Genomic DNA, 23,265 nt, shown 5'->3' with positions numbered 1-23,265 from the left:
GGCTACGGCCTCATCCGGCGCTGAAGTCCTTGTGCGGCACGTCGGTCACCAGCCCGCCGTCCATGATGAACTCGCTGCCGGTGGCGTAGGACGCCTCGTCGCTGGCCAAAAAGACGACGAATGTCGCCACCTCGCGCGCCTCGGCCGGCCGGCCCAACGGGATGGTGACCATGTCCTCGGGCAGGTGCGCGGTCATCGGGGTGCGGATGAAGCCCGGGTGCAGCGAATTGACCCGGATGTTCAGCGGCGCCAACTCCAGCGCCGCCGACTTGGTGATGCCGCGCACCGCCCACTTCGAGGCGACATACGGATGCACCAGCGGCGCGCCGCGGATCCCCTCGATCGAGGACACGTTGATGATCGACCCGCCGCCGGCCTCGGTCATCGGGTCGACGGCCGCCCGCATGCCCAGGAACGTGCCAGTCAGGTTGACGTCAATAACCTTCTGCCACTTGTCCATCCGGAACTCGCGCAGCGGTCCCGCCGCGACGATGCCGGCGTTGTTCACCAGCACGTCGAGCTTGCCGAACTCGCCGGTGGCGGTAGCCACCGCAGCCTCCCACTGGTCGAGCTGGGTCACATCGAGATGGACATAGCGCGCCGCGTCACCGATCGCATCGTTAATTTCAGAGGCGAGCGCCTCGCCCTCGTCATCGCGGATATCGCCGATCACCACCTTGGCGCCCTCGGCCGCCAGCAGGCGCGCGTCCTCTGCCCCCATCCCCCGCGCGCCACCGCTGATCAACGCGACCTTGCCGTCTACTCGCCCCATCAAGGGCTCCTTTCCGTTTAGTTCGGTGTGACCAGACCCTTGCCGCTGATCAGTGGTAAGTCGAGAGTGGACCGGATTCCGGGCGGGGCCGCGATGACCGCCGGGATTGAATTGACGATCCGTCCCGCGGCGCCGACGATCGCGGCGTGGTTGTGGTCGCCCTTGCGGCTGCTGGGCACGATATCCACCGCGTACGACGGCTCACCGGTGATCTCGATGCGATACGAGCCGCCCCCCGCTGCGGGCTGCGGCCAGTCCGGCTGCAGGTCCGGCCGTAGCCGGGTGATGTGCTCGATCACGATGGCCGGGCGTCCGTTGACCATGCCGCGAATCTCGAATTGCAGTGCGGCCAGCGTGCCTTTGGCCACGTGTCCGACCGCGATGTCGAAGTCCTCTGGCGCCGGTTCGCGCCGATACGACTCGGTGATCTCATCGACCTCGATACCCAGACCGGCGGCGAGCTGCCGGATCGCCGTCCCCCAGGCGATGCTGAGCACGCCAGGTTGCAGCAGCATCGGCACCTCGTCCAGCGGCCGCGCGAAGCCCATATAGTGCATGACCTCCGCGCCGTCGTAACTCGCGTAGTCGTGAATCTCCATGCAGCGCACCTGCTCTATACGCTGGCAGGTTCCCGCAAGCGCGAACGGCAACAGGTCGTTGATGAACCCGGGGTCGACACCGGTGATGAAAATACTTGAATTACCCTGCTGCGCAGCGGCTTCCACCCGGCCGATGTACTTGTCGGGCATCACACCCCACGGATACTGCAGGAGGCCGGGCGCCGAGCCCACGACGTTGATGCCGGCCGCCAGGATGCGCATCACGTCGGCCATCGCATCCGGTAGCCGGGTATCGCCCATCGCGCAATAGACGACACAGTCGGGCTTGGCGGCCAGTAGCTCGTCCAGGTCGTTAACGGCGTTCACGCCGGTCTGAACCGGCTGGTCCAGTCCGACCCCGCAGAGTTCGCCGGCGTCTCTACCCACCTTTTCCGGCGTGGAGACGCAGACGCCGGTGAGTTCGAACTGCGGGTTGGTGATGAGTGCGGCGAGAGCGAGCCCACCGACATTTCCGGTGCCGACGTGGGCGACGCGAATCGCCATGAGTGTCCTCCATCCCGACGCTGCGATTTTTCTAGACACTAGTCCATAATTTCGTCGGCGATAAAGCGGCACTATCGTTGCGTCATGCCTGAGCGCGAAGACGTGTGGTTCACCTCCGGCACCGACCGGATCAGCGCCTGGCTGTACCGGCCCGCCGGCGACGCCGTCGTCCCCCTGATCGTGATGGCGCACGGTCTGGGCGCGGTGCGCACGATGCGGTTGGACGCCTATGCCGAGCGGTTCAGCGCGGCCGGCTATGCCTGCCTGGTGTTCGACTATCGCAACTTCGGTGACAGCGAGGGGCAGCCGCGGCAGCTGCTCGACATCGACATGCAGCTGGCCGACTGGGCGGCGGCCGTCAACTTCGCCCGGACCCAGCCGCGAGTGGATTCCAACCGAATCGCCCTGTGGGGTAGTTCTTTTGGTGGTGGACACGTGATCGCCTCGGCGGCACGGCTGCCGGGCATCGCCGCCGCGGTGGCGCAGTGCCCGTTCACCGACGGCTTCGCATCCATAGGTGCGATCAACCCCGCGACCGCGGCCCGCATCACGGCATTGGGGATTCGCGACGTCATCGCCAGCCGGTTGGGCAAGCCACCGGTGATGATCCCGACGGCCGGCCGCCCAGGTGAGGTCGCGTTGATGACCGCGCCCGACGCGTACAGCGGATATCTGAATCTCGTGCCCGACGGTGTCCAACTGCCCAACGAGGTCGCCGCCCGCATCGGCCTGAAGGTGCTGATCTACCGTCCCGGCCGTAGCGCCGCGAAGATCGGCTGCCCGATTCTGTTCTGCGTTTGCGAGACCGATTCGGTCGCGCCGTCAGGCCCGACCCTGCGCCACGCCGCCAAGGCTCCACGCGGCGAAATCAAGACCTATCCCGAGGGGCACTTCGACATCTACGTCGGCGACGCCTTCGAGCGGGTCGTCACCGACCAGATCGCCTTCTTCCACCGGCATCTGCAGAACGCAGGCGTTTAACGGCCGAAACGCCGGATTTCCCCACGGACCCGCTTTACTCTTGCTCTCATATCTACTACCCGCGGTTGCGGGTATTGAAGGACGGGGGCCATGTCCTATTTGCTAACAGTCCCTGAGTCGCTCGCGGCGGCGGCCACGGATGTCGACCAGATCGCGGCGGCGATCCACGCCGCCAATGCCGCCGCGGCCGGCCGGACGTCGGGCCTGCTGGCGGCGGCCGGCGATGAGGTGTCGGCGGCGATCGCGGGCTTTTTCAACGCTTTTGGCGACGAGTATCAGACCGTTGTCCGGCAGGCAGCGCTGTTCCAGAGCGAGTTCAACCGGGCGCTGTCCGAAGCGGCGCGCGCTTACACGCAGGCCGAAGCATTCAACGGCGCCCTGCTGAACACGTTCGCCGGCGGCGGGACCGCCACGACATTGGCGGCGCCAGCGGCGGCATTGAACATCGACACCGCGATCATCATGGGCGGCACCGGCAACCCGCTCCCCTTGGCCAGGTACGTGGCGGACATCAACAAGAACTACATCCGGCCGATCTTCAATAGCGGCACGCCGCTCGGCTTCTTCACTCCGGAGCAGTTCTGGCCGATAACCCCCGACCTTGGCACGATGACGTACACGCAATCCGTGGCCAGGGGTGTGGCCCTATTGAACGCCGAGATCAATTCGCTCGTCGCTACCCAGAAGATCGCCGTTTTCGGCTACTCGCAGAGCGCATCGATCGTCCACAACCAGATCGTCAACATGATCGCCGCCGGTGGGCAGCACGCGAACGACGTGGCTTTCATCCTGGCCGCGGCCGGCAACAACCCCAACGGCGGTCTGCTGTCGCGTTTCCCAGGCTTCTACATCCCCGGTCTGGACGTGCTCTTCAACGGCGCCACGCCGGCGAACAGCCCGTACGAGACCTACTTCTACACCGCGCAGTACGACGGCATCGCGCACGTACCGCAGTACCCGACCAACATCCTGGCCGACATCAACGCGCTGATGGGCTACTTCTACGTGCACAGCAATTACCCGGACCTGCTGTCCACCACCGCGGTACAGCTGCCGACCTCACCGGGATACACGGGCAACACCGAGTACTACATGTTCCTGACCCAGAACCTGCCGATACTGCAGCCGATCCGCGACATCCCCTACGCCGGACCGGTGATCGCCGACCTGCTGCAGCCACCGTTACGGGTCATGATCGACCTCGGCTATTCCGACGGTTACGCGGATCTGCCCACACCCGCCGGGCTGATCAATATCCCGAACCCGTTCAACTTCGCCTACTACATGGGCCAGGGACTGCTGCAGGCGCCATACGGCGCGGCCGTCGAGATCGGCGTTCAGGCCGGACTCTGGGGACCGGAGTACTTCCCGGACGCCTACCCGTGGGTTCCGATGGTCAACCCGGGTCTGAACCTCTACTTCGGCCCCGCCCTGAGCCAGCCTCCGGTGACGGCGCTGTCCCTGCTCAGCGGGACACTCGGCGACGTGCTGCACATCATCCCGCCGATCTTCAACTAACCGGTCACGGACCCAGCGGCGCGGTGGTGCGGATCTCCTCGTCGCGAATCAAACCGCGCAACAGCGCGGTGCTGAATTCCGCCGCGATTTCTTTGGCCGTGCGCCGGCCGCTCGGCCGCAGCCAGCGGTAACTGCCCAGCGTCATCCCGATGTAGCCGAGCGCGACCACGTGCGAGTCGCACTCGTAGAACTCGCCGCTGGCGATGCCACGGTCGATGAGCCCGTGCACGTGCTCATAGACCTGGGCCTCCTTCTCGCGCACCTCGGCGACCTGTTCGGAAGTGAACCACTCGGTGATGTAGGGCTGTTCCTGGAAGTAGACGGCGGCGCGTTCGGGGTTGCCGGCGATCCCGGTCAGCAACCGCACGGTGTACTGGTACAGCGCCTCGCGGGCCGTCCAGGACGGGTCGTCGTGCACGGCGGCCAGGGTGCCCTCGGCGGCCTGGCGGTAGATATCGAACAGGATCAGCGCCTTACTGGCGTAATAGTGATATACCGTCGCCTTGTTCAGTCCGATCACGTCGGCGACATCGTCCATCCGAGTGCCGTGATAGCCGCGGGCGGCAAACAGCTTGGTGGCGACAGCCAGCAACTCCTCACGGCGCGAAAGGCCATTTCCGGACGGCATCTGCACTCACTATCGTCGCTGCGTTATCAATCAACTGGTTGGACAGTTTAAGCAACGCCGCGCCTGTCGCACTGCAGCGGATAGGACTAGACTCGCTGGGGAGAACGCAGTCGCTTGGAGAGGTGGAGTAATGGACCCGGTTCCTGACTACGACGGAAGCGACGAGATCGAGTTCTTCTTCAGCTATCTCACCTGGGGTTTACGCGGTGTGGAGTCCGGTAACGGATACCCGCCGCCGGCCTACCCGCCTGTCTAGAACTCACCACAGCGGGAAGTCCGCACCGTGCTCGCTCGCCGGGCGCGGACCGAAGATTCGCCGATCCGATTCGGTGATCGGTACGTCGTTGATGCTGGCTTCGCGCCGCGCCATCAAACCTTCGGAATCGAACTCCCATAGTTCGTTGCCATAACTGCGGAACCACTGCCCGGTGCGGTCGTGGCTCTCGTACTGAAACCGCACCGCGATGCGGTTGTCGTGGAAACTCCATAAGCCCTTGCGCAGCGAGTAATCGAGCTCGCGCTGCCACTTGCGGGTCAGAAACGCGACGATCTCCTCTCGCCCGACAACGTGCTCGTCGCGGTTACGCCACGCCGAGTCGACGGTGTAGGCCAGGCTCACGCGTTCGGGGTCACAGGTGTTCCAGGCGTCCTCGGCGGCCTGCACCTTCTGCAGAGCGGTCTCGAGGGTGAACGGCGGAAACGGGGCGGGCATGCACCTTTCTACCGCGAGCAGACACAGAATCACACCCATTAGTGCTCTCAGATGCGATTCTGCGTCTGCTCGCGGGGGTTGGTGGCCATTGTCATATCGTGGCGGGATGGACTTCGCAATGTCGGCCAAAGCCAGCGACTATCACAAGCGGTTGACGGAATTCATGACGGACCACGTCTTCCCGGCCGAAGCCGAGTACGAGAACTACCGCCAGGAGGCCGGCCCGGGCGACCACACGGCGCCGCCGGTGATCGAGGACCTCAAGGCCAAGGCCAAAGAGCGTGGCCTGTGGAACCTGTTCCTGCCGGCCGAGTCGGGTCTGACGAATCTCGAATACGCACCGCTGGCCGAGCTGACCGGTTGGAGCCTCGAGATCGCACCGGAAGCGCTCAACTGCGCGGCGCCCGACACCGGCAACATGGAGACGCTGCACCTGTTCGCCACCGAGCAGCAACGCAAGGACTGGCTGGAACCGTTGTTGAACGGCGACATCCGCAGCGCGTTCTCGATGACCGAGCCCGCGGTGGCCAGCAGCGACGCCCGCAACATCGAGACCTCGATCGTGCGCGACGGCGCCGACTACGTGATCAACGGCCGTAAGTGGTGGACATCGGGCGCGGCGGACCCGCGCTGCAAGATCCTGATCGTGATGGGCCGCACCAATCCCGAGGCGGCCAGCCATCAGCAGCAGTCGATGGTGCTGGTGCCGATGGACACCCCCGGCGTGACGGTGGTCCGCTCGACCGGCGTGTTCGGCTGGCAGGACCAGCACGGTCACTGTGAAATCATCTACGACAACGTCCGGGTGCCCGCCACCAACCTGCTCGGCCAAGAGGGGGCCGGCTTCGCGATCGCACAGGCCCGGCTCGGCCCGGGACGCATCCACCACTGCATGCGGGCCCTCGGCGGGGCCGAGCGGGCGCTGGCGCTGATGGTCAACCGCGCCAACAACCGGATCGCGTTCGGCCGGCCGCTGGCCGATCAGGGCTTGGTCCAGCATGCAATTGCCAAGTCCCGCAACGAAATCGACCAGGCCAGGCTGCTCTGCGAGAAGGCGGCGTGGACCATCGACCAGCACGGCAACAAGGCCGCGCATCTGCTGGTGTCGCAGATCAAGGCGGTGGCCCCGCAGGTGGCGTGCGACGTGATCGACCGGGCCATCCAGGTGCACGGCGCGGCCGGCGTCTGCGACGACACACCCCTGGCCCGGCTGTACGGCTGGCACCGCGCCATGCGGATCTTCGACGGGCCCGACGAGGTCCACATGCGCACCATCGCCCGCACCGAGTTGGGACGCGAACAGTCCGCGCTGGCCGCGGCGGTCACCAACCATGGCTGACGGCTTGCGAGATCTCCCCGGCGCGTGGAACTTTCGCGACGTAGCGGATGCCACCACCGGGATCAGGCCGGGCCGGCTGTTCCGCTCCAGCGAGCTCAGCGGCCTGGACGATCAAGGCCGGGAGACCCTGCGCCGGCTGGGCATCAGCGACGTCGCCGACCTGCGCTCCACCCGCGAGGTCAACCGGCGCGGTCCGGGCCGGGTTCCCGACGGGGTCGACGTGCATCTGCTGCCGTTTCCCGATCTTGCCGATGACCAGGCCGACGAAACCGACGAGGCACCACACGAATCCGCGTTCAAGCGCCTGCTCACCAACGGCGATTCCGACGAATCCGATGAAGCCATCGAAGCCAACGCGGTGCGTTACATGACCGAGGAGTACCGCGAATTCCCGACACGCAACGGCGCCCAGCGCGCAGTGCACCGGGTGTTCACCCTGCTGGCCGACGGGCGGCCGGTACTCACCCATTGCTTCGCGGGCAAGGACCGCACCGGGTTTGTGGTCGCGACGGTGTTGGAAGCGGTGGGCGTGGACCGTGACGCGATCGTCGCCGACTATCTGCGCAGCAATGCCGCCGTGCCGCAGCTGCGCACCCGGATCACCGAGATGATCCAGCAGCGCTCGGATGTCGAGCTGACTCCGGAGGTGGAGACCTTCACCAAGGCGCGGCTCTCGGACGGGGTGCTCGGCGTTCGCGCCGAATACCTCTGGGCGGCATGGCAGACGATCGACGAGTCCTTCGGCTCGCTGGACAGCTACCTGCGTGCTGCCGGACTCACCGAGGCCGACCTGTCGAAGCTGCGGAGCGCGCTGCTCGGCTGAGGGAGTCTATGAGCTCGGGTCAAAGCCCGGACAGCGAGGCGGAATCGCTTTACCCTCGACCGGTACCGGGAGGGGTCAGATGTCGTACGTGCTCGCGCAGCCGCCCGCGTTGGCTGCTGCGGCAACTGAGTTGGCGGGGATCGGGTCGGCGCTCGGGGAGGCGACCGCGATCGCGGCAGCGCCAACGAGCGCCATTGCGACCGCCGCAGCCGACGAGGTGTCGTCGGCCATCGCCGGCCTGTTCCAAAGCTTCGGCCAGGAGTTCCAAACGGTCAACGCGCAATTCGGCGCTCTCTATGCCGGGATTGTTCAGCGGCTGACCGCAGCGGTGGAGTACTACGCCAACGCCGAAGCGATCAACACCGCCCAATTGGTGCAAAGCGTCACGGCCGGTCTGACCACACCGACCGTGGGCGCACCGACTAACGCCACCACCGCAATCATCATGGGCGGCACCGGCACCCCGATACCGGGAGCCACCTACCTGAACGCCGTCAACAGTCTCTTCGTACAGCCGATCTCGCCCGGAGCGATCGTCCAAGCCTTATTCACTCCGGAAGAGCTGTATCCGATCACCGGTGTCAGGTCGCTGCCGCTGGCGACATCGGTGTCCGAAGGACTGCAAATCCTCAATACGGCCATCGGAGAGCAACTCGCGGCCGGAAACAACGTCACGGTTTTCGGTTACTCCCAGAGCGCCATCATCTCGTCGCTGCTGATGGAGCACTACATCTCTCTTGGCCCGAATATGCCGGACCCGTCGCGGCTCAGCTTCATCCTGACCGGCAACGAGATGAACCCCAACGGCGGGATCCTCGCACGCATACCGGGTCTGAACATCACGACCCTCGGCCTGCCGTTCTACGGCGCCACCCCGGACGGTCCGTACCAAACCACCACCTACACACTCGAATACGACGGGTTCGCCGACTTCCCGCGATATCCCCTCAACATCCTGTCCGACATCAACGCGGTGTTCGGCATTCTCACCGTGCACACGACGTACGCCGACCTCACTCCGGCGCAGGTGCAGTCGGCCATTCAATTGCCGACCCAGGGCCCGACGAACAACGAGTACTACATCATTCCGCACCCGGACCTGCCACTGCTGGACCCGGTCCGAGCCATCCCCGTCATCGGGGAACCGATTGCGGCACTTGTCCAACCGAATCTGAAGGTGATCGTCAACCTCGGCTACGGCGATCCGAACTACGGCTATTCAACGTCACCGGCGAACGTGCCGACACCGTTCGGGCTGTTCCCCGAGGTGCCACCGGACGTGATCGCCAATGCTTTCGTCGCCGGCACCCACCAGGGCATCAACGACTTCCTGGCTGTCGCGCCGACGGCACTTACCACGCCGCCGGTGATCACCCCGCCCGCGTTCCCCCCGCTGATCCAGCAGTACGTGGGGCCGCCGCCGCCGACCGTCCCGGCCACACCGGCCAACATCGTCAACACCTTTGCTTCGGTGGTGTCCACCGGCTACTCGGTTCTGCTTCCGACGGCTGACCTGGGCACGGCGTTTCTAACTACCATGCCGGCCTATGACGCGACGTTGTTCTTCAGCCAACTCGCGCAAGGAAATCTCCGGGATGCCATTGAACTGCCACTCGCCGCCACTGCCGGACTGGCGGCGCTGGGCGGCATGATCGAGTTCATTGCTGTCGTCGAGGCCGCTGCTGAGATCGTTCAGGATTTGCAGAGTCTCGCTATTTGAAAAGCCGATTTCTGCACAAACGTCCCATTTTGTACGCTGGTTCTCTATTAGACTTCATTCAATAACTTTCTTTTGCGTGAAAACTTGTACATGAATGGCCACAAGCCATTACGCTGACCAATTGTTTCCACCAGTAAATCTGGTGGCCGGGGGTACGGGGGGTAGGCGATGACGCAGCTGTTGGTGGACCCGCAGATCATCACGACAATCGCTACGGACATCGACAGCATCGGTTCGACGATCAGAGCGGCGAGCGCGGCCGCGGCCGCGCCGACGTCCGGGCTGTTGGCGGCGGCCGCCGATGAGGTATCGGCGGCGATCGCGAATCTCTTTGGCGCACACGGACAGCAATTCCAGGCTGTGGTCGGCCAGGTCGAGGCGTACGCCGGTCAGTTCCAGCAGACGCTGACCGCGGCCGCGAACGCCTACGTACAAACCGAGAACGCAGCGGCCGCGGCCCTGACCGGAGCCCTGGGAGTGGCCGCCGCCCCGGCGGCACTGCCCCCGGCGTCGCCGCTGAGCAATCCGCCGTTCGATGCCCTTAAAACCTCGGTATTCATTGGCCCGACCGGTGTGCCCATACCGCCGCCCGCATACGCGACGCTGGCCAATGAACTTTATGTGCATGCGACCGGTCTCCAGCAGATCCTGTACACGCCGGAAGAGTTGTATCCGATCACCGGCGTCAAAAGCTTGACACTGAATCAGTCGGTTTCCGAAGGCTTGACAATTCTCGGAAATTACGTTCAGTCCCAATTGGCCATACCCCAGAATTCCGTCACCGTGTTCGGCTACTCGCAGAGCGCCATCATCTCGTCGCTGTACATGCAGCAGCTGGCGGCGGCGGGCTTTCCCATCCCGCCAGAGAATCTCAACTTCATCCTGGTCGGGAACGAGATGAACCCCAACGGCGGCATGCTCGCGCGGTTCCCGAACCTGACGCTGCCAACGCTTGGCCTGGACTTCTACGGCGCGACACCGTCTAACACGCCGTACAACGTGGCGATCTACACACAGGAGTACGACGGCTTCGCCAGTTTCCCGCGCTACCCGATCAATTTCATCTCGGACCTGAACGCGGTGTTCGGTATCGCCACCGTGCACACCAAATATCTGAATCTGACTCCCGCGCAGGTCGACAGTGCCATCCAGTTGCCGACGTCTCCTGGTTACTCCGGCCATACGACGTACTACATGATCCCCACCGAGGAACTGCCGCTGCTGACCCCGTTGCGGGCGATACCGGTGATCGGCAACCCGCTGGCCGCGCTTATCGAGCCCAACCTGGAAGTCATCGTCAACCTGGGTTACGGCGACCCGAACCTGGGTTACTCGACCGGCTACGCCGATGTGCACACCCCGTTCGGGTTGTTCCCCGAGGTCAGTCCCGGCACGCTCATCGACGCGTTCGCCAGGGGGACACAGCAGGGCATCACCGACTTCCACACCGAGTTGCAGGCGCTGGCCGCCCAGCCGCCGCAGTTCCCGACGTTCACCCCGCCGCAACCGATGGACATCCTCGCGAAGCTGAGCCAGCTGCCCTCACCCGAAAAGGTCGTCAACACCGCGGCCACGGTCATCTCCACCGATTACGCCGTGCTGCTTCCGGCGGCCGACACCGCGATGGCATTCGCTACCACGTTGCCGCTGTACGACTCTCAGCTGTTCGTGGAACAGTTGGCGCAAGGCAACCTCGTCAACGCGATCGGCTATCCGATCGCCGCGGACGTGGGACTGGCCACTATCGCCGGCATTGTCCAGTTCCTTGTCATCTCGAAGGCGATCTCCCAAAACATCAGCGACATCCGGGCCCTCATTCCCTGAGCCTCGTATCGCTGCGGCTAAACGCCAGACAGCACCGCGAGATCCCTCTACGCTGACGACCATTGCCTGTCGGGAAGGTCGTAAATACATGTCGTTTCTGCTTGCCGAGCCGGATTTCATAACGACGGCTGCCGCGAACATCGAGGGGATCGGCTCAGCGCTCACCAGCGCCAGCGCGGCGGCCGCGGCACCGACGTCGGCTGTGCTGGCGGCCGCCGCTGACGAAGTGTCGGCGGCGATCGCGAATGCCTTTGGTGCGTACGGCCAGGAGTACCAGGCCGTGCTTACACAGATTTCGGCTTTCCAGAACCAATTCCAGCTGTCACTGGCCGCGGCGGCCACCGCCTATGCCAACGCCGAGACCGCCATCGCCACCGGCTTGCAGGGCTTGCTGGGCGGCGCGCCCGGGCAGACCTTCGCGCCGACCGCGGCCGCATTGCCGCCTTTCCCGCCCAATCCGGTGTCGATCATCATGGGCGGCACCGGAGTTCCGATCCCGACCGCAAAACTGATCAACGGCGCTCTCAACCTCTACATCCGCCCCGACGCCCAAAACCCAACCGTCTCATTCCCGCTCGTCACGCCAGAACAGTTGTACCCGCTGACGGGCGTACGGAGCTTGACCCTGAACGCGTCGGTGCAAGAGGGCTTGACGATCTTGGACAACACGCTCTACGAGCAGATCGTCACGCTCAACAAGCCGGTCACCGTCTTCGGTATCTCGCAGAGCGCGATCATCGCGTCCCTTGAGATGCGAAACCTGATGGCGGGCACGTCAATCTTCGGTGCCAATCCGCCGGACCCGAGCATGCTCAACTTCGTGCTGACCGGCAACGAGATGAACCCCAACGGCGGCATGCTGTCGCGGTTCCCGGGTCTCAATCTCGCCGCGCTGGGGCTGGACTTCTACGGCGCTACGCCTTCGAACACCCCTTACCACGTGGCCAACTACACGTTGGAATACGACGGCTTCGCGGACTTCCCCCGGTACCCCATCAACTTCCTGGCCGACCTCAACGCACTGGCCGGCATCGTCTTCGTGCACCCCACCTATTTCGACCTCACGATGGCCCACGTCGACAGCGCCGTGCAGCTGCCGACATCTCCTGGATACACCGGGAACACCAGCTACTACGTGATTCCCACCGAGAACCTGCCGCTGCTCGCGCCGCTGCGGGCGGTGCCCGTGATCGGCAATCCGTTGGCGAACCTGATCCAACCGGACCTGAAGGTGCTGGTGAACCTGGGCTACGGCGACCCGTACCACGGCTACTCGACAAGCTACGCCGACGTGCCCACCCCGTTCGGGCTGTTCCCGGAGGTGCCGCCACACGTCATCGCCGAGGCGTTGGTCGCCGGGACGCAGCAGGGCATCCACGACTTCACCCGCGACGTGCAGCTCCTTGCCGCGAATCCGGTGACGCTGCCTTCGTTCACACCGCCGAGCACGGGCGACCTGATGACGGCCGCGTTGAAGCTCCCGTCGCCGGAGAAGCTAGTCAACACGGTCGCGTCGATCATCTCGGACGACTACGCCGTGCTGCTGCCCACGGCCGACATCGGCCTTTCTTTCGTGACGGCAATGCCGCTGTACAACGCTCAGCTCTTCGTCGAGCAACTCGCGCAGGGCAACCTGATCAACGCGTTCGGCTATCCGATCGCGGCCGACATCGGCTTGGCCACGATCGCCGGCGGGGTCGAAGGGCTCACCATATTGGCGGCGCTGAGCAACAACGTCAAGGACATCCAGGGTCTCTTCGCCTAAATAATTCGCATACCGGACACCCGAGGTGCCCCCAGCGAATTCACAGAAATTTAGGGCAGCTATCCACGCGATTTTCACCACCTAACGGCCGGACCGTTCTAGGCTCACAGGTGCCGGACTCCCCGAATGGCTGAACGCGCCAGCTCCGCGACGCCGTAGCGGTGTGGGCTCCGGTCGCTGCGAAACACATTGGCCGTGAAGGGATTCCGCATGTCCTATTTGACGACGCAACCGCAACTCTTGACCGCTGCCGCCGAGAACCTGGCGGGCTTGCAGGCCTCGCTCAGCGAGGTGAACGCGGCCGTCGCCGGCCAAACCACCGGGCTGGCGGCCGCCGCGGCTGATGAGGTGTCGGAGGCAGCCGCCCAGCTGTTCGGTGCGTTCGGTCTGGAATACCAGGAGGTGATCGGTCAGGCGACGCTGTTCCACGAACAGTTCCAGCGGGCACTGGCGTCGGCCGGCATCGCCTATGCCGACGCTGAATTCCTCAACGCGGCCGCCGTAGGGGGCGCCCTTGCCGCCGCTTCGCCGATAGAGGCGCTGCTGGCACCGGTGCTCGCGCCGCTGCAACCGCTGCTGGCGCCAATCCAATCCTTCTTCGCCCCCGCAGTGAACTCGGTGGGCCCCGGCACTCCGGTCACCCTGCCGGTAGGTCCGCCGCCGGGCCTGACAAACACCACGTTCGAATCGGTGTTGATCATGACCGGCAGCGGCACGCCGATCCCCTCGCTGCCTTACATGGCCAGCGTGCGACCCTGGATTCAGTTCTTGACGGGAATGGCGCCGTCGCTGCCTCTCAACACCCCCGAGGGCTTGTACCCGCTCACCCAGATCAAGGACCTACCGCTTACCCAGTCGGTCCAACTGGGCACTCAAATGCTGCACAACGCGCTGTTCGGGCCCACCGAGGGCTTGATATCCCACGGCACAAGCGTTTCCGTGCTGGGTTATTCGCAGAGCGCAATCCTGTCCTCGATGGAGTTGCGCAACTTGATGGCGCTTGGCATACCGTTCGATCCGGCCACGCCACTGAGCTTCACCCTGCTGGGCAACCCGATGGCACCCAACGGCGGCCTGTTGTCCCGCTTCCCGGGGCTGAACATGCCGGCTCTCGGCCTGAATTTCTTCGGACCGACACCCTCAGGTTCGGGTTACCCGGTCGACACCTTCTCGCTGCAGTACGACGGTTACACCCAGTTCCCGAAGTATCCGATCAACTTCCTGGCCGACCTGAATGCGTTCCTGGGTATCCAATCGGTGCACGGCGACTATCCGAGCATCATCCGGCCGGACGGCACACTTGCTCCCGGTTACAACGCCATCCAGCTGCCCGTCTCACCCGGCAACAACGGCCTGGACCGCTACTTCCTGATCACCTACGACGGTCTGCCGCTGGTGCAGCCGCTGCGCGCAATTCCGGTGTTCGGCAACGCATTTGCGGACTTGGTCGAACCGAACCTGACCTACCTGGTGAACTGGGGGTACGGTGACCCGCACCTCGGCTACTCGACCGGCTATGCGGACGTGCACACCCCATTCGGGTTGCTCCCGCCGATCCCGGATAACTTCGTCGGCGATCAGATCGCCCTCGCTAACCAGGGCTGGGGTGCCTTTGTCGGTGACATCAGCGCCATGGTTCCGACGTCACTGCCGTCGCTGACCGACCTGCTGCCGAGCGGCGGCGGCGGTGGCGGAGGCGGAGGCGGCCTTCCGTTCGCATTGCCACCCGTCACCGGCTTCTCCGTCGATGGCATCTTCGACGCGATCAAGGCGGCAAACACCAACGTCACCACCGCAATTACCAGCGCGGCGGCCGACGGCTATGCCCTGCTGCTACCCACCGCCGACATCGCGAACACGATCGCCACCACGCTCCCGTCGTACAACTTCAACCTTTTCCTCGACGGAGTCCAGCAAGCCGTCAACGGTGACCCGATGGGGATCGTCAACGCATTCGGCAATCCAATCGCCGCCGACGTCGCGTTGTTGACCCTGGCCGGCGGGTTCCAGACCATCGTGACGATCGACACGATCTCCTCGGTGATCGGTGACCTCACCGGCGCCGCGAACTGAAGATTTGACTTCGCCTAGGGCTCCAGCACCACTTTGCCGAGCACCCCGCCGTCGTCCAGCGTTTGCAGCGCGGCTCGGGCTTCGGACAATGGATAACGTTGTGGTGGTGGGGGTTTGAGCCCGAGTGCGACCAGCTGGTTGAGGCCCGCGGAGAACTCCACGGCCGAACCCGGGACCTTGTTGAGGTATTCACCCCAGGCGACACCCAGTACGCCGACATTGCGCAGTAACAGCTGGTTGACGGTCAGCGTCGGGATGCTTCCCGCTGCGAACCCGATCACCAGCAACTTGCCGTCAATCGCCAAGGCGCGGATGGCGTCGTCGAAGGCGCGGCCACCGACGGGATCGACGACGATGTCCACCCCTTGGCCGTTGGTGTGCTCGTGCACCTTCTCGACCCAGCCCCGGGCCAGGTGCAGAACGTGGTCAGCTCCGAGCGCCGCGACGTAATCCATTGCGCTTTCCCGGTGTACGACGCCGATCACCTGACTGGCGCCCATCGCCTTCGCGATCTGGACGGCGGCCGTGCCCACCCCGCCGGCGGCGCCGAGGACAAGCACCGTCTGGCCGGGACGCATCACCGCGCGACGCGACAGCGCGAAGTACATGGTGTTGTAGTTGACCAACAACGACACGGCTTCCGCGTCGTCGAGCTCGGCCGGGCTGCGAATCACGTTCGAAACGGGTACGGCGACCCGCTCGGCGTAGCACCCGAGCACACCGAATGCCGAAACCCGTTCGCCCACGCGGAAACCCGACTCCGGGGGCGCTGACCGCACCACTCCGGCAGTCTCCATGCCCGGCACGAACGGCGGGGACAATTTGAGCTGGTATTTGCCTTTGGTCAGAAGCAGGTCTGGAAAGCAGACACCCGCGGCGCGTACCTCGATGACGATGTTGCCACCGCCATCGGGTACGTCGTCAATATCGGTATAGACCATGCCGGACGGGCCGGAAAGCTTCTGAACGACACAGGCTTTCATTACATTTAGAGCTTGAATCCAGCTTTTTGCGCCGCCGACAGGTCGGTGATCTCACTCCAGTGGTCCGCGATGTCCTGCACCGTCGGCGGCTTGTCGAAGTTGAGCCCCTCGTTCTGGAACAGCGCCACCCGCTGCACCTTGCCACCGCCGACGACGAAAACCGATGCATTGTCCGGATTTTCCTCGGTGCACAGGTAGGCCACCACTGGGGCGACGAACTCGGGCGTGAGCTTCTCGAGCACCTCGGGCGGCATGATGTCTTCGGTCATCCGGGTGGCGGCAATCGGGGCGACGGCGTTGGCGTGGATGTTGTACTTGGCACCCTCCAGCGCCAGGGTGTTGATCAGGCCGACAAGTCCCAGCTTGGCCGCCCCGTAGTTGGTCTGGCCGAAGTTGCCGAACAACCCGCTGGTCGAGGTGGCGACCACCACCCGGCCGAAACTCTGCTCCCGGAAGTGCGGCCACGCGGCGCGGATGACGTTGTACCCGCCATACAAGTGCACCTTGAGCACGGCGTCCCAGTTCTCGAACGTCATCTTGTGGAAGGTGCCGTCGCGCAGAATCCCGGCGTTGCTGACCACACCGTGCACGGCGCCGAACTCGTCGAGCGCGGTCTTGATGATGTTGGCCGCACCCTCGGGCTCGGCGACGCTGTCGTAGTTGGCGACCGCGCGGCCACCCGCGTCCCGGATCTCGGTGACCACCTGGTCGGCCATCGCCGATCCGCCGCCGGTGCCGTCCCGGGCACCGCCGAGGTCGTTGACGACGACACTCGCGCCCTCCCGGGCGAGGGTGAGGGCGTATTCACGGCCCAATCCGCCACCGGCTCCGGTGACTACGACGACGCGATCCTGCACTCCGGGCATCAGGTTCCTCTCTGGGGCTATCAATGTTGAGCACCGGCACCGGGAGACAACCGGTGCCGGCGCGGGCGGACGTCAGGCTAGAACAGTTTGCGAGCCAGCTTGAAGGCTCGGTCGGTGTAGGGCGGGTAGATCATCGCGGAGAAGTCGGGGCGGGTCGGCTTGGTCAGCACCGACTTGCGGTGGCTGAACTCATCGAACCCCCACTTCCCGTGGTAGGCACCCATGCCCGAGTGGCCGACGCCACCGAACGGCAGTTTGGCCGTCGACACCTGGAAGGCGAGGTGATTGACCAGCATGCCGCCCGCGGACACCTCCCGGATCACCCGCTCACGAGTGTCTTTGGACTTGGTGAACACGTAGGCCGACAGCGGCTTGGGGCGCGAGTTGACGAACTCGATCGCCTCGTCGAGCGACTTGACCGTGATCACCGGCAAGATCGGGCCGAAGATCTCGTTCTGCATCAGTGGCCCCTGCGGATCGGGGTCCACGACCACCGTCGGCTGGATACGCAGGCTTGATGCATCACACTTGCCGCCGGCGGCGACCTTGCACTTGGCGCCCGCCTTCGCCTCGGCCTCGACCTCGCTGAGGTAGCCGCTCAGCCGGTCGAACTGGCGCTGGTTGACGATGCGCAGTCCGGCCTGGTTCTCCTTGGCCCGGAACTTGGTCAGGGAAGCACCGATCTTCTCGACCAGCTCGTCGCGAATCGAGGCGTCGGCCAGCACGTAGTCGGGCGCGACGCAGGTCTGGCCGCCATTGAGGATCTTGATCCAGGCGATCCGCTTGGCCGCAACGTCGACGTCCGCATCGGCCGCCACGATCACCGGGCTCTTCCCGCCGAGTTCGAGCGTGACCGGTGTCAGGTGCTTGGCCGCACCCTCGTACACCTTGCGACCGATCTCGGTGCCGCCGGTGAACAGGACGCGGTCCAGGCCCTGGGCGATCAATTCCTGGGTGACGGCACCGTCGCCCTCGACCACCGCGACAGCGTCCTTGTCCAGGTATTTGGGCACCAACTCCGCCATCACCCGCGATGACGCCGGCGCGATCTCCGACGGCTTGAGGATCACGGCGTTGCCCGCCGCCAGAGCGCCGACAGCTGGACCCAGAGTCAGATAGATCGGGTAGTTCCACGCCCCGATGACCAGCACGGTCCCGTAGGGCTCGTATTCCACCCAACCGCGGCCGGGCAGCTGCGGGGCCTCCAGCAGGAGGTACTTGCGACGGGTCCACTTGCGCAGTTTCTTGGCCGCATACTTGGCCTCACCCGCCGTGGTGGCGATGTCGGCGATGAATGCCTCGACAGCGTTGCGGTCCAGGTCTTCGGCGAGAGCGGCGGCGATTGCCGGCTCGTTCTCTTCCACCAGCCTGGCCAGCTGCAGCAACTGGTGCTTTCGCCAGGCGATGTCGCGGGTGCGTCCGGTGGCGAAAGTCCGGCGCAGCCGGGCCACGGTCCCGGGGATGTCGGGTGCGTCGGGGGCCGCGTGCCCATTGGCAGCCCCGGAGGCGGGCTCAGAGCCGGCCTTGGGTGGGGATTCGGTAGTCATCGTTGTCCTTCCTTCCCGTGATAGACGCGATCCTAGTCACCCCGCTCGGGCGGCAGTAGGACGGCAATAGGAAAGATCAGGACCAACCGATCGATCAGCGTTTGGCAGCCTTCACGAAACTGTTCAGGAACGGGCGGTCGTCGGTTTGTGGCGGCCGCCCCAACCGTGCCCCTTCGTCGCGCGCCGACACCGCCTCGGCCGTCCAACCGCCCGCGGCGAACCAGTCTGCCGGGTCGGGACGGCCTTCGTCGTCGAACCATAGATCGAACGGGTTGAAGGACGTGTCCTGGCCGCGTGCAGCGCGCCGGGAACGGAGTTGCTCCCACCTCTGTTGCGCTTCGGCACGCTTCTCGCCGTCGACCCCGAAGACCTCGACGGCTACCCGGCTGCCCGGTGCGCTCAGCGCATCGATCGAACCGAACATCGATTCCTGCGCCGCCGCGGGCAGGAATGGCAGCAGACCCTCGGCCAGCCAGGCCGTCGGCCGGTCGACGTCGAAGCCGGCGTCGCGCAGCGCCCGGGGCCAGTCGTGGCGCAGGTCGACGGCAACCGCTCGGCGGTCCGCGGTCGGTTCGGCACCGATGCCGGCCAATGTGGCCGCCTTGTACTCGAGCACTTTGGGCAGGTCGATCTCGTACACGGTCGTGCCGGCCGGCCAGTCCAACCGGTAGGCGCGCGAATCCAGCCCGGCGGCCAGCAGCACCACCTGCCGAATACCGGCCGCGGCGGCGTCGGCGAAGAATTCGTCGAAGAAGTGCGTCCGGACGGCCTGGTAGTTGATCATCTGCTGGGAGTCCACCGTGTATTCCGGGTCGTCATCCGGCTCGGGCGCCCACCACGCCGCCACCTGCTCCCGGACCGCGGCCAATTCCGGTGTGGAGACCAGGGGCTCGGCGAACTCGTCCCGGATCAGTGGATCGGCGCCGGTGGTCTCTGCGGCGCGTGCCAGCGCGACCATGACCGCGGTCGCTCCCACGCTTGTCGCGATGTCCCAGGAGTCGTCCGCGGTGCGCGGCATTACAACCGCTCCGCGGTCACGAACTCGGAGAACGCGTCCTTGTCGTCGGCCATCGGCACTTCGGCGACCCAGCGGCCCAACCGCTGCATTTCATCGGCGGAACTCTGTCCGACGGCCCGCCAGCCATGGTCGTTGAGCCAATCGGCTACTGGGGCCCGGTGCTCGTCGCGATACATCAGCTCGCCGACGTCGATGGTCTCCTCGAGACCGATCTGCTCCGCGATCTTCTTGAACCGCGCCCGCATCTGCTCGCGCCGTTCGTCGGCGTGGGACGCGGCGGTCTCCGCGGCGATCCGGCTTCCCGGCGGGCTCAGCTCTCCCACCTGGGTGAACAACCGGTCCTGCGCTTCGGCCGGCAGGTACATCAGCAGTCCCTCGGCCAGCCACGCCGTCCGCGCGGTCGGGTCGAATCCCGCCGCGCGCAACGCGGCGGGCCAGTCCTGGCGCAGGTCGACAGCCACCGCACGCCGGTCCGCGGACGGCGTCACCCCGTTGTCGGCCAGCGTCGCTGACTTGTACTCCAGCACCTGCGGCTGGTCGATCTCGTACACGGTGGTGCCGGCCGGCCAGGCCAGCCGGTAGGCCCGCGAATCAAGTCCCGAGGCGAGAATGACGATCTGCCTGATGCCGGCCGCGGTGGCATCGGCGAAGAAGGTGTCGAAGAAGTTGGTTCGCACCGCCTGGTAACCACGCATGTGCCGGATCATCGCGGCGGCTTCGGCGTCCAGGCTTTCGACCTTGGCCGCCACTGCCGGGTCCAGCATGGCCTCCCACAACACCCCGGCGTTGGCCTGGGTAACCAGCAGCTTGGCGTACGGGTCGCGGATCAGCGCGTCGGGCTGCTCGGTTTCTACGGCCCGCGCCGCGGCCACCATGACCGCGGTGCTGCCGACGCTGGTCCTGATGTCCCAGGTGTCGTCGTGGCTGCGCAGTGTGCTCATCCGCGTGCTCTCACTCTCTCCGAATCGTCAACTGATCTAGTCGCCCACATCAGCGTGGTCGTGACCGCCTCGTGGGCCAGGTCGTCGGGTACCGGCCGGCCCAGCCGCGCCATCTCTTGGTGGTTGGCGATGCTGTCGACCTGCCAACCGTGCTCGGCCAGCCAGTGCACCGGGTCGGACCGGTCCGGCTCGTGATAGGTGAGGGCCTCGACGTTGACATCGAGACCCAGCCGGTCACGCATCCGGTTCCAGCGCTGCCTGTTCCCGTCGATCCGCATCGTGAATGCCTCGACGGCGATGCGACTGCCCGGCGCGCTCAACTCGGTGCACATCTCGAACAGCCGGTCCTGGGCGTCGCTGGGCAAATAGGCGAGCAGGCCCTCGGCCAGCCATGCGGTCGGCCGCCCGGGCTCGAAGCCCGCGGCGATGAGGGCCGCCGGCCAGTCGTCGCGCAAGTCGACCGGGACGGCGTGGCGGTCCGCGGCCGGGGCTGCACCGTGCGCAGCCAGGATCGAGGCCTTGTACTCCAGAACCTTCGGCTGGTCGATCTCGTACACCTTGGTGCCGTCCGGCCAGCGCAGCCGGTACGCCCGGGAGTCCAGGCCGGCGGCCAGGATCACCATCTGGCGGATGCCGGCCTCGCCCGCGGCGGCGAAGTATCCGTCGAAGTAGTGGGTGCGCACGGCCTGGTAGTCGCAGCCGATCCGGTGCAGCCGTTGCCCGTGCCGGTCTCCGTCCAGCCAGGCGATCTCGGGATCGGCCAGCTTGGCCCAGGCCGGACCGGCCGACGAGACCAGCGCGGCGGCGAACTCGTCACGGATCAGTGGGCGCGGTCCCGCCGTCTCGACCGCGCGGGATGCCGCGACGGCCAAAGCGGTGGCGCCGACGCTTTCGGTGATTTCCCAACTGTCGCCGGCAGTGCGCAGCGAGGGCGAGTCGAGCTCAGTCATGACCCGCCCATGGTACCTAATAAGTTAGGCAACCTATACGCTTTGTGCGCCAGTTCACTGCGGCGTCCACAGACTGCCGGCGATCAACTGCCGCAGCGTGTCCAGGATGTTCTGCACCTGTTGGTAGCTGCCGACGAACCCGGCGTAGAACCCGACACCGCACAGCACCAGTAACAACACCTCGGCCAGTGCGTCGACCTCGACGTGCGCGGCGAGTTCCCCGCTCTTGACGGCGTCGTTCACCGCCCAGACGAGGAATTCCCGGGTCAGCCGCACCGCGTCGTTCTCGTCCCGACGCAGTTCCGGATGCCGCTGCGAGTCCAATACCGCCGTAGCCAAAAACGCTGCGGTGCAAGGGTTCTGGGCGTCCACCTCCATTGCCACGGTGATGAAGGCGGCCACCCGGCCGATCAACGTGGTTTCACTGCGGGCGCGGTCGATGCCGGCGCTGACCACGAGTTCGTTGGTCCGGTCGGCCACTTCGGCGTACAAGACGCGCTTGCTGGCGAAGTAGTGATTGATCGCCGGCCGGGTCAGATCGGCGCGCACGGCGATGGCCTGGAATGTCGCACCGTCGTAGCCACGCTCACTGAACACCTGACGCGCAGCACGCACAATCCGCTTACGCGTCTCATCGGCCTTCGCGGCCGGGGGACGTCCCGGCCCGCGACTTGCCACTTGTGGCATTACTAGAGTGTGCCACCGCCACGGTGCGGCATCACCGCGTTCGCCGGGATGCCACGAAACTTGCCGGTTTGATAGTCCTCCAGCGCCTGCAGCACCTCTGCCCGCGTGTTCATCACGAACGGCCCGTAGTGGAAGACCGGCTCCCGAATCGGCTGCCCGCCCAGCAGGAGCACGTCCAGCACCGAGCGGCCGGCCGCGACGGAGATCCGGTCGCCGGGTCCCAGCACGGCCAGCTGGCCCTGCTTGATCGGGTGCCCTACCGGCCCGACGGACCCTTCGCCGGAGAGCACATACACCAGGGCGTTGAAGTCACGACTCCACGGAATATTAAGGCGTGCACCACTTTCGATCGTCGCATGCGCCATCGTGATCGGGGTGTGGGTAATGCCCGGCCCGCGGTGGCCGTCAATCTCGCCGGCGATCACACGGATCAGCGCGCCGCCGTCATCGGAGGAGAGCAGCTTGGCATCGGTGCCCTCGATGGCCTGGTATCGGGGCGTGGCGAACTTGTCCCGTTTGGGTAGGTTCACCCACAACTGGATCCCGTGAAATTTGCCGCCGCTATTTACCATCTCGACGGGCGGAGTTTCGATGTGTAGGATGCCCGAACCGGCCGTCATCCATTGCGTGGCACCGTCGGTTATCAGTCCGCCGCCACCATGGGAATCCTGGTGCGCGAACTTCCCATCGATCATGTAGGTCACGGTTTCGAAGCCGCGGTGGGGATGCCAGTCGGTTCCCCGTGGTTCGCCGGGTTCGTAGTCCACTTCGCCCATCTGGTCCATGTGCACGAACGGGTCGAGTGCGGCGGAACTGACGCCGGCGAACGCGCGCACCACCGGGAACCCCAGCCCCTCGTAGCCGCGCGGGCCGGTGGTGACCGATCGGACCGGGCGTTCGGTGTCGGCCGGAGCGGGTGGACCGATCCGGGTCAGGGTGAGTGTGTCTGCGGCGATAGCTGGCATTGGACGCCTCCTCGTTCGGTTGCCCGGTATAACCGGACTAGGGTCCACTT

General features: G+C 65.4%; 21 protein-coding genes. 9 read left to right on the top strand and 12 right to left on the bottom strand.

What is annotated here, in order from left to right; all coding sequences use genetic code 11:
• Positions 1-10: 10 nt before the first annotated feature.
• On the bottom strand, positions 11-772 hold the full coding sequence (locus A5645_RS05815; RefSeq protein WP_065128849.1) for a glucose 1-dehydrogenase: 762 nt from the start codon (positions 770-772) through the stop codon (positions 11-13).
• 17 nt (positions 773-789) lie between these two features.
• Complete coding sequence (locus A5645_RS05810) at positions 790-1,875, bottom strand: NAD(P)H-dependent amine dehydrogenase family protein (protein WP_065128847.1); 1,086 nt, start codon at positions 1,873-1,875, stop codon at positions 790-792.
• An 84-nt stretch (positions 1,876-1,959) separates the two neighbouring features.
• Here A5645_RS05810 and A5645_RS05805 point away from each other — a divergent pair, with 84 nt between their 5' ends.
• Both A5645_RS05805 and A5645_RS05800 read left to right on the top strand, forming a co-directional pair.
• Positions 1,960-2,856: an alpha/beta hydrolase gene (locus tag A5645_RS05805; protein WP_065128845.1), complete on the top strand. Its 897-nt coding sequence runs from the start codon at positions 1,960-1,962 to the stop codon at positions 2,854-2,856.
• Positions 2,857-2,946: 90 nt separating this feature from the next.
• Positions 2,947-4,374, top strand: coding sequence for a PE family protein (locus A5645_RS05800; RefSeq protein WP_065128843.1), 1,428 nt, complete (start codon positions 2,947-2,949; stop codon positions 4,372-4,374).
• A gap of 4 nt (positions 4,375-4,378) precedes the next feature.
• Here the strand turns inward: A5645_RS05800 and A5645_RS05795 are convergent, their stop codons facing one another.
• Entirely contained in the window at positions 4,379-5,002 is a 624-nt protein-coding gene (locus A5645_RS05795; protein ID WP_065034708.1) for a TetR/AcrR family transcriptional regulator, read from the bottom strand.
• A 130-nt stretch (positions 5,003-5,132) separates the two neighbouring features.
• On the opposite strand from A5645_RS05795, the gene A5645_RS27560 reads away from it, so the two are divergent.
• Positions 5,133-5,258 carry a hypothetical protein gene (locus A5645_RS27560; protein ID WP_099051159.1) on the top strand — a complete coding sequence of 42 codons (126 nt, stop codon included), beginning with the start codon at positions 5,133-5,135 and terminating at the stop codon, positions 5,256-5,258.
• Positions 5,259-5,261: 3 nt separating this feature from the next.
• On the opposite strand, the gene A5645_RS05790 is transcribed toward A5645_RS27560, so the two are convergent.
• A complete protein-coding gene (locus A5645_RS05790) occupies positions 5,262-5,714 on the bottom strand; it encodes a nuclear transport factor 2 family protein (RefSeq protein WP_065034675.1) in 453 nt (150 codons plus the stop codon).
• 118 nt (positions 5,715-5,832) lie between these two features.
• Between A5645_RS05790 and A5645_RS05785 the strand changes: the two genes are divergently transcribed.
• The 6 genes from A5645_RS05785 (at position 5,833) to A5645_RS05760 (ending at position 15,258) form a co-directional block, all read left to right on the top strand.
• A complete protein-coding gene (locus tag A5645_RS05785; RefSeq protein ID WP_065034709.1) occupies positions 5,833-7,053 on the top strand; it encodes an acyl-CoA dehydrogenase family protein in 1,221 nt (406 codons plus the stop codon).
• Entirely contained in the window at positions 7,046-7,876 is an 831-nt protein-coding gene (locus tag A5645_RS05780) for a tyrosine-protein phosphatase (RefSeq protein ID WP_065128841.1), read from the top strand. The genes A5645_RS05785 and A5645_RS05780 overlap by 8 nt, the downstream gene beginning before the upstream one ends.
• Positions 7,877-7,955: 79 nt before the next feature.
• On the top strand, positions 7,956-9,596 hold the full coding sequence (locus A5645_RS05775) for a PE family protein (RefSeq protein WP_065128839.1): 1,641 nt from the start codon (positions 7,956-7,958) through the stop codon (positions 9,594-9,596).
• 168 nt (positions 9,597-9,764) lie between these two features.
• Entirely contained in the window at positions 9,765-11,420 is a 1,656-nt protein-coding gene (locus A5645_RS05770; RefSeq protein ID WP_065128837.1) for a PE family protein, read from the top strand.
• An 88-nt stretch (positions 11,421-11,508) separates the two neighbouring features.
• Positions 11,509-13,185, top strand: a complete 1,677-nt coding sequence (locus A5645_RS05765; protein ID WP_065128835.1) for a PE family protein — start codon at positions 11,509-11,511, stop codon at positions 13,183-13,185.
• Between the two features lie 210 nt (positions 13,186-13,395).
• Positions 13,396-15,258 (top strand): PE-PPE domain-containing protein, encoded by a 1,863-nt coding sequence (locus A5645_RS05760; RefSeq protein ID WP_065128947.1) that lies wholly within the window; start codon positions 13,396-13,398, stop codon positions 15,256-15,258.
• Between the two features lie 14 nt (positions 15,259-15,272).
• Here the strand turns inward: A5645_RS05760 and A5645_RS05755 are convergent, their stop codons facing one another.
• From A5645_RS05755 to A5645_RS05720, 8 genes are all read right to left on the bottom strand, one after another.
• Positions 15,273-16,241, bottom strand: coding sequence for an NADPH:quinone oxidoreductase family protein (locus A5645_RS05755; protein ID WP_065034681.1), 969 nt, complete (start codon positions 16,239-16,241; stop codon positions 15,273-15,275).
• Between the two features lie 5 nt (positions 16,242-16,246).
• Positions 16,247-17,107: an SDR family NAD(P)-dependent oxidoreductase gene (locus tag A5645_RS05750; protein ID WP_065034682.1), complete on the bottom strand. Its 861-nt coding sequence runs from the start codon at positions 17,105-17,107 to the stop codon at positions 16,247-16,249.
• 77 nt (positions 17,108-17,184) lie between these two features.
• The gene (locus A5645_RS05745; protein ID WP_065128833.1) at positions 17,185-18,654 is read right to left on the bottom strand and encodes an aldehyde dehydrogenase family protein; all 1,470 of its coding nucleotides are present in this window, start codon (positions 18,652-18,654) and stop codon (positions 17,185-17,187) included.
• Between the two features lie 94 nt (positions 18,655-18,748).
• Positions 18,749-19,672, bottom strand: a complete 924-nt coding sequence (locus A5645_RS05740; RefSeq protein WP_065128831.1) for an SAM-dependent methyltransferase — start codon at positions 19,670-19,672, stop codon at positions 18,749-18,751.
• Complete coding sequence (locus tag A5645_RS05735; RefSeq protein WP_155767873.1) at positions 19,672-20,604, bottom strand: class I SAM-dependent methyltransferase; 933 nt, start codon at positions 20,602-20,604, stop codon at positions 19,672-19,674. Before A5645_RS05735 ends, A5645_RS05740 begins: the two co-directional genes overlap by 1 nt.
• A gap of 5 nt (positions 20,605-20,609) precedes the next feature.
• Complete coding sequence (locus A5645_RS05730) at positions 20,610-21,563, bottom strand: class I SAM-dependent methyltransferase (RefSeq protein WP_065128829.1); 954 nt, start codon at positions 21,561-21,563, stop codon at positions 20,610-20,612.
• Between the two features lie 54 nt (positions 21,564-21,617).
• On the bottom strand, positions 21,618-22,250 hold the full coding sequence (locus A5645_RS05725) for a TetR/AcrR family transcriptional regulator (RefSeq protein ID WP_081288181.1): 633 nt from the start codon (positions 22,248-22,250) through the stop codon (positions 21,618-21,620).
• 2 nt (positions 22,251-22,252) lie between these two features.
• On the bottom strand, positions 22,253-23,215 hold the full coding sequence (locus tag A5645_RS05720; protein WP_065128827.1) for a pirin family protein: 963 nt from the start codon (positions 23,213-23,215) through the stop codon (positions 22,253-22,255).
• Between the last annotated feature and the right edge of the window lie 50 nt (positions 23,216-23,265).

This window comes from Mycobacterium asiaticum, from assembly GCF_001673635.1.
Classification (GTDB): Bacteria; Actinomycetota; Actinomycetes; order Mycobacteriales; family Mycobacteriaceae; genus Mycobacterium; species Mycobacterium asiaticum_C.
The sequence above is the reverse complement of the archived record's forward strand: the minus strand, read 5'-3'. Positions and strand labels throughout refer to the sequence as shown.

Excerpts from the sequence above, each read along its gene's own strand:
- A5645_RS05815 (WP_065128849.1), bottom strand. The coding sequence starts at position 772 with ATGGGGCGAGTAGACGGCAAGGTCGCGTTGATCAGCGGTGGCGCGCGG.
- A5645_RS05810 (WP_065128847.1), bottom strand. The coding sequence starts at position 1,875 with ATGGCGATTCGCGTCGCCCACGTCGGCACCGGAAATGTCGGTGGGCTC.
- A5645_RS05805 (WP_065128845.1), top strand. The coding sequence starts at position 1,960 with ATGCCTGAGCGCGAAGACGTGTGGTTCACCTCCGGCACCGACCGGATC.
- A5645_RS05800 (WP_065128843.1), top strand. The coding sequence starts at position 2,947 with ATGTCCTATTTGCTAACAGTCCCTGAGTCGCTCGCGGCGGCGGCCACG.
- A5645_RS05795 (WP_065034708.1), bottom strand. The coding sequence starts at position 5,002 with ATGCCGTCCGGAAATGGCCTTTCGCGCCGTGAGGAGTTGCTGGCTGTC.
- A5645_RS27560 (WP_099051159.1), top strand. The coding sequence starts at position 5,133 with ATGGACCCGGTTCCTGACTACGACGGAAGCGACGAGATCGAGTTCTTC.
- A5645_RS05790 (WP_065034675.1), bottom strand. The coding sequence starts at position 5,714 with ATGCCCGCCCCGTTTCCGCCGTTCACCCTCGAGACCGCTCTGCAGAAG.
- A5645_RS05785 (WP_065034709.1), top strand. The coding sequence starts at position 5,833 with ATGTCGGCCAAAGCCAGCGACTATCACAAGCGGTTGACGGAATTCATG.
- A5645_RS05780 (WP_065128841.1), top strand. The coding sequence starts at position 7,046 with ATGGCTGACGGCTTGCGAGATCTCCCCGGCGCGTGGAACTTTCGCGAC.
- A5645_RS05775 (WP_065128839.1), top strand. The coding sequence starts at position 7,956 with ATGTCGTACGTGCTCGCGCAGCCGCCCGCGTTGGCTGCTGCGGCAACT.
- A5645_RS05770 (WP_065128837.1), top strand. The coding sequence starts at position 9,765 with ATGACGCAGCTGTTGGTGGACCCGCAGATCATCACGACAATCGCTACG.
- A5645_RS05765 (WP_065128835.1), top strand. The coding sequence starts at position 11,509 with ATGTCGTTTCTGCTTGCCGAGCCGGATTTCATAACGACGGCTGCCGCG.
- A5645_RS05760 (WP_065128947.1), top strand. The coding sequence starts at position 13,396 with ATGTCCTATTTGACGACGCAACCGCAACTCTTGACCGCTGCCGCCGAG.
- A5645_RS05755 (WP_065034681.1), bottom strand. The coding sequence starts at position 16,241 with ATGAAAGCCTGTGTCGTTCAGAAGCTTTCCGGCCCGTCCGGCATGGTC.
- A5645_RS05750 (WP_065034682.1), bottom strand. The coding sequence starts at position 17,107 with ATGCCCGGAGTGCAGGATCGCGTCGTCGTAGTCACCGGAGCCGGTGGC.
- A5645_RS05745 (WP_065128833.1), bottom strand. The coding sequence starts at position 18,654 with ATGACTACCGAATCCCCACCCAAGGCCGGCTCTGAGCCCGCCTCCGGG.
- A5645_RS05740 (WP_065128831.1), bottom strand. The coding sequence starts at position 19,672 with ATGCCGCGCACCGCGGACGACTCCTGGGACATCGCGACAAGCGTGGGA.
- A5645_RS05730 (WP_065128829.1), bottom strand. The coding sequence starts at position 21,563 with ATGACTGAGCTCGACTCGCCCTCGCTGCGCACTGCCGGCGACAGTTGG.
- A5645_RS05725 (WP_081288181.1), bottom strand. The coding sequence starts at position 22,250 with ATGCCACAAGTGGCAAGTCGCGGGCCGGGACGTCCCCCGGCCGCGAAG.
- A5645_RS05720 (WP_065128827.1), bottom strand. The coding sequence starts at position 23,215 with ATGCCAGCTATCGCCGCAGACACACTCACCCTGACCCGGATCGGTCCA.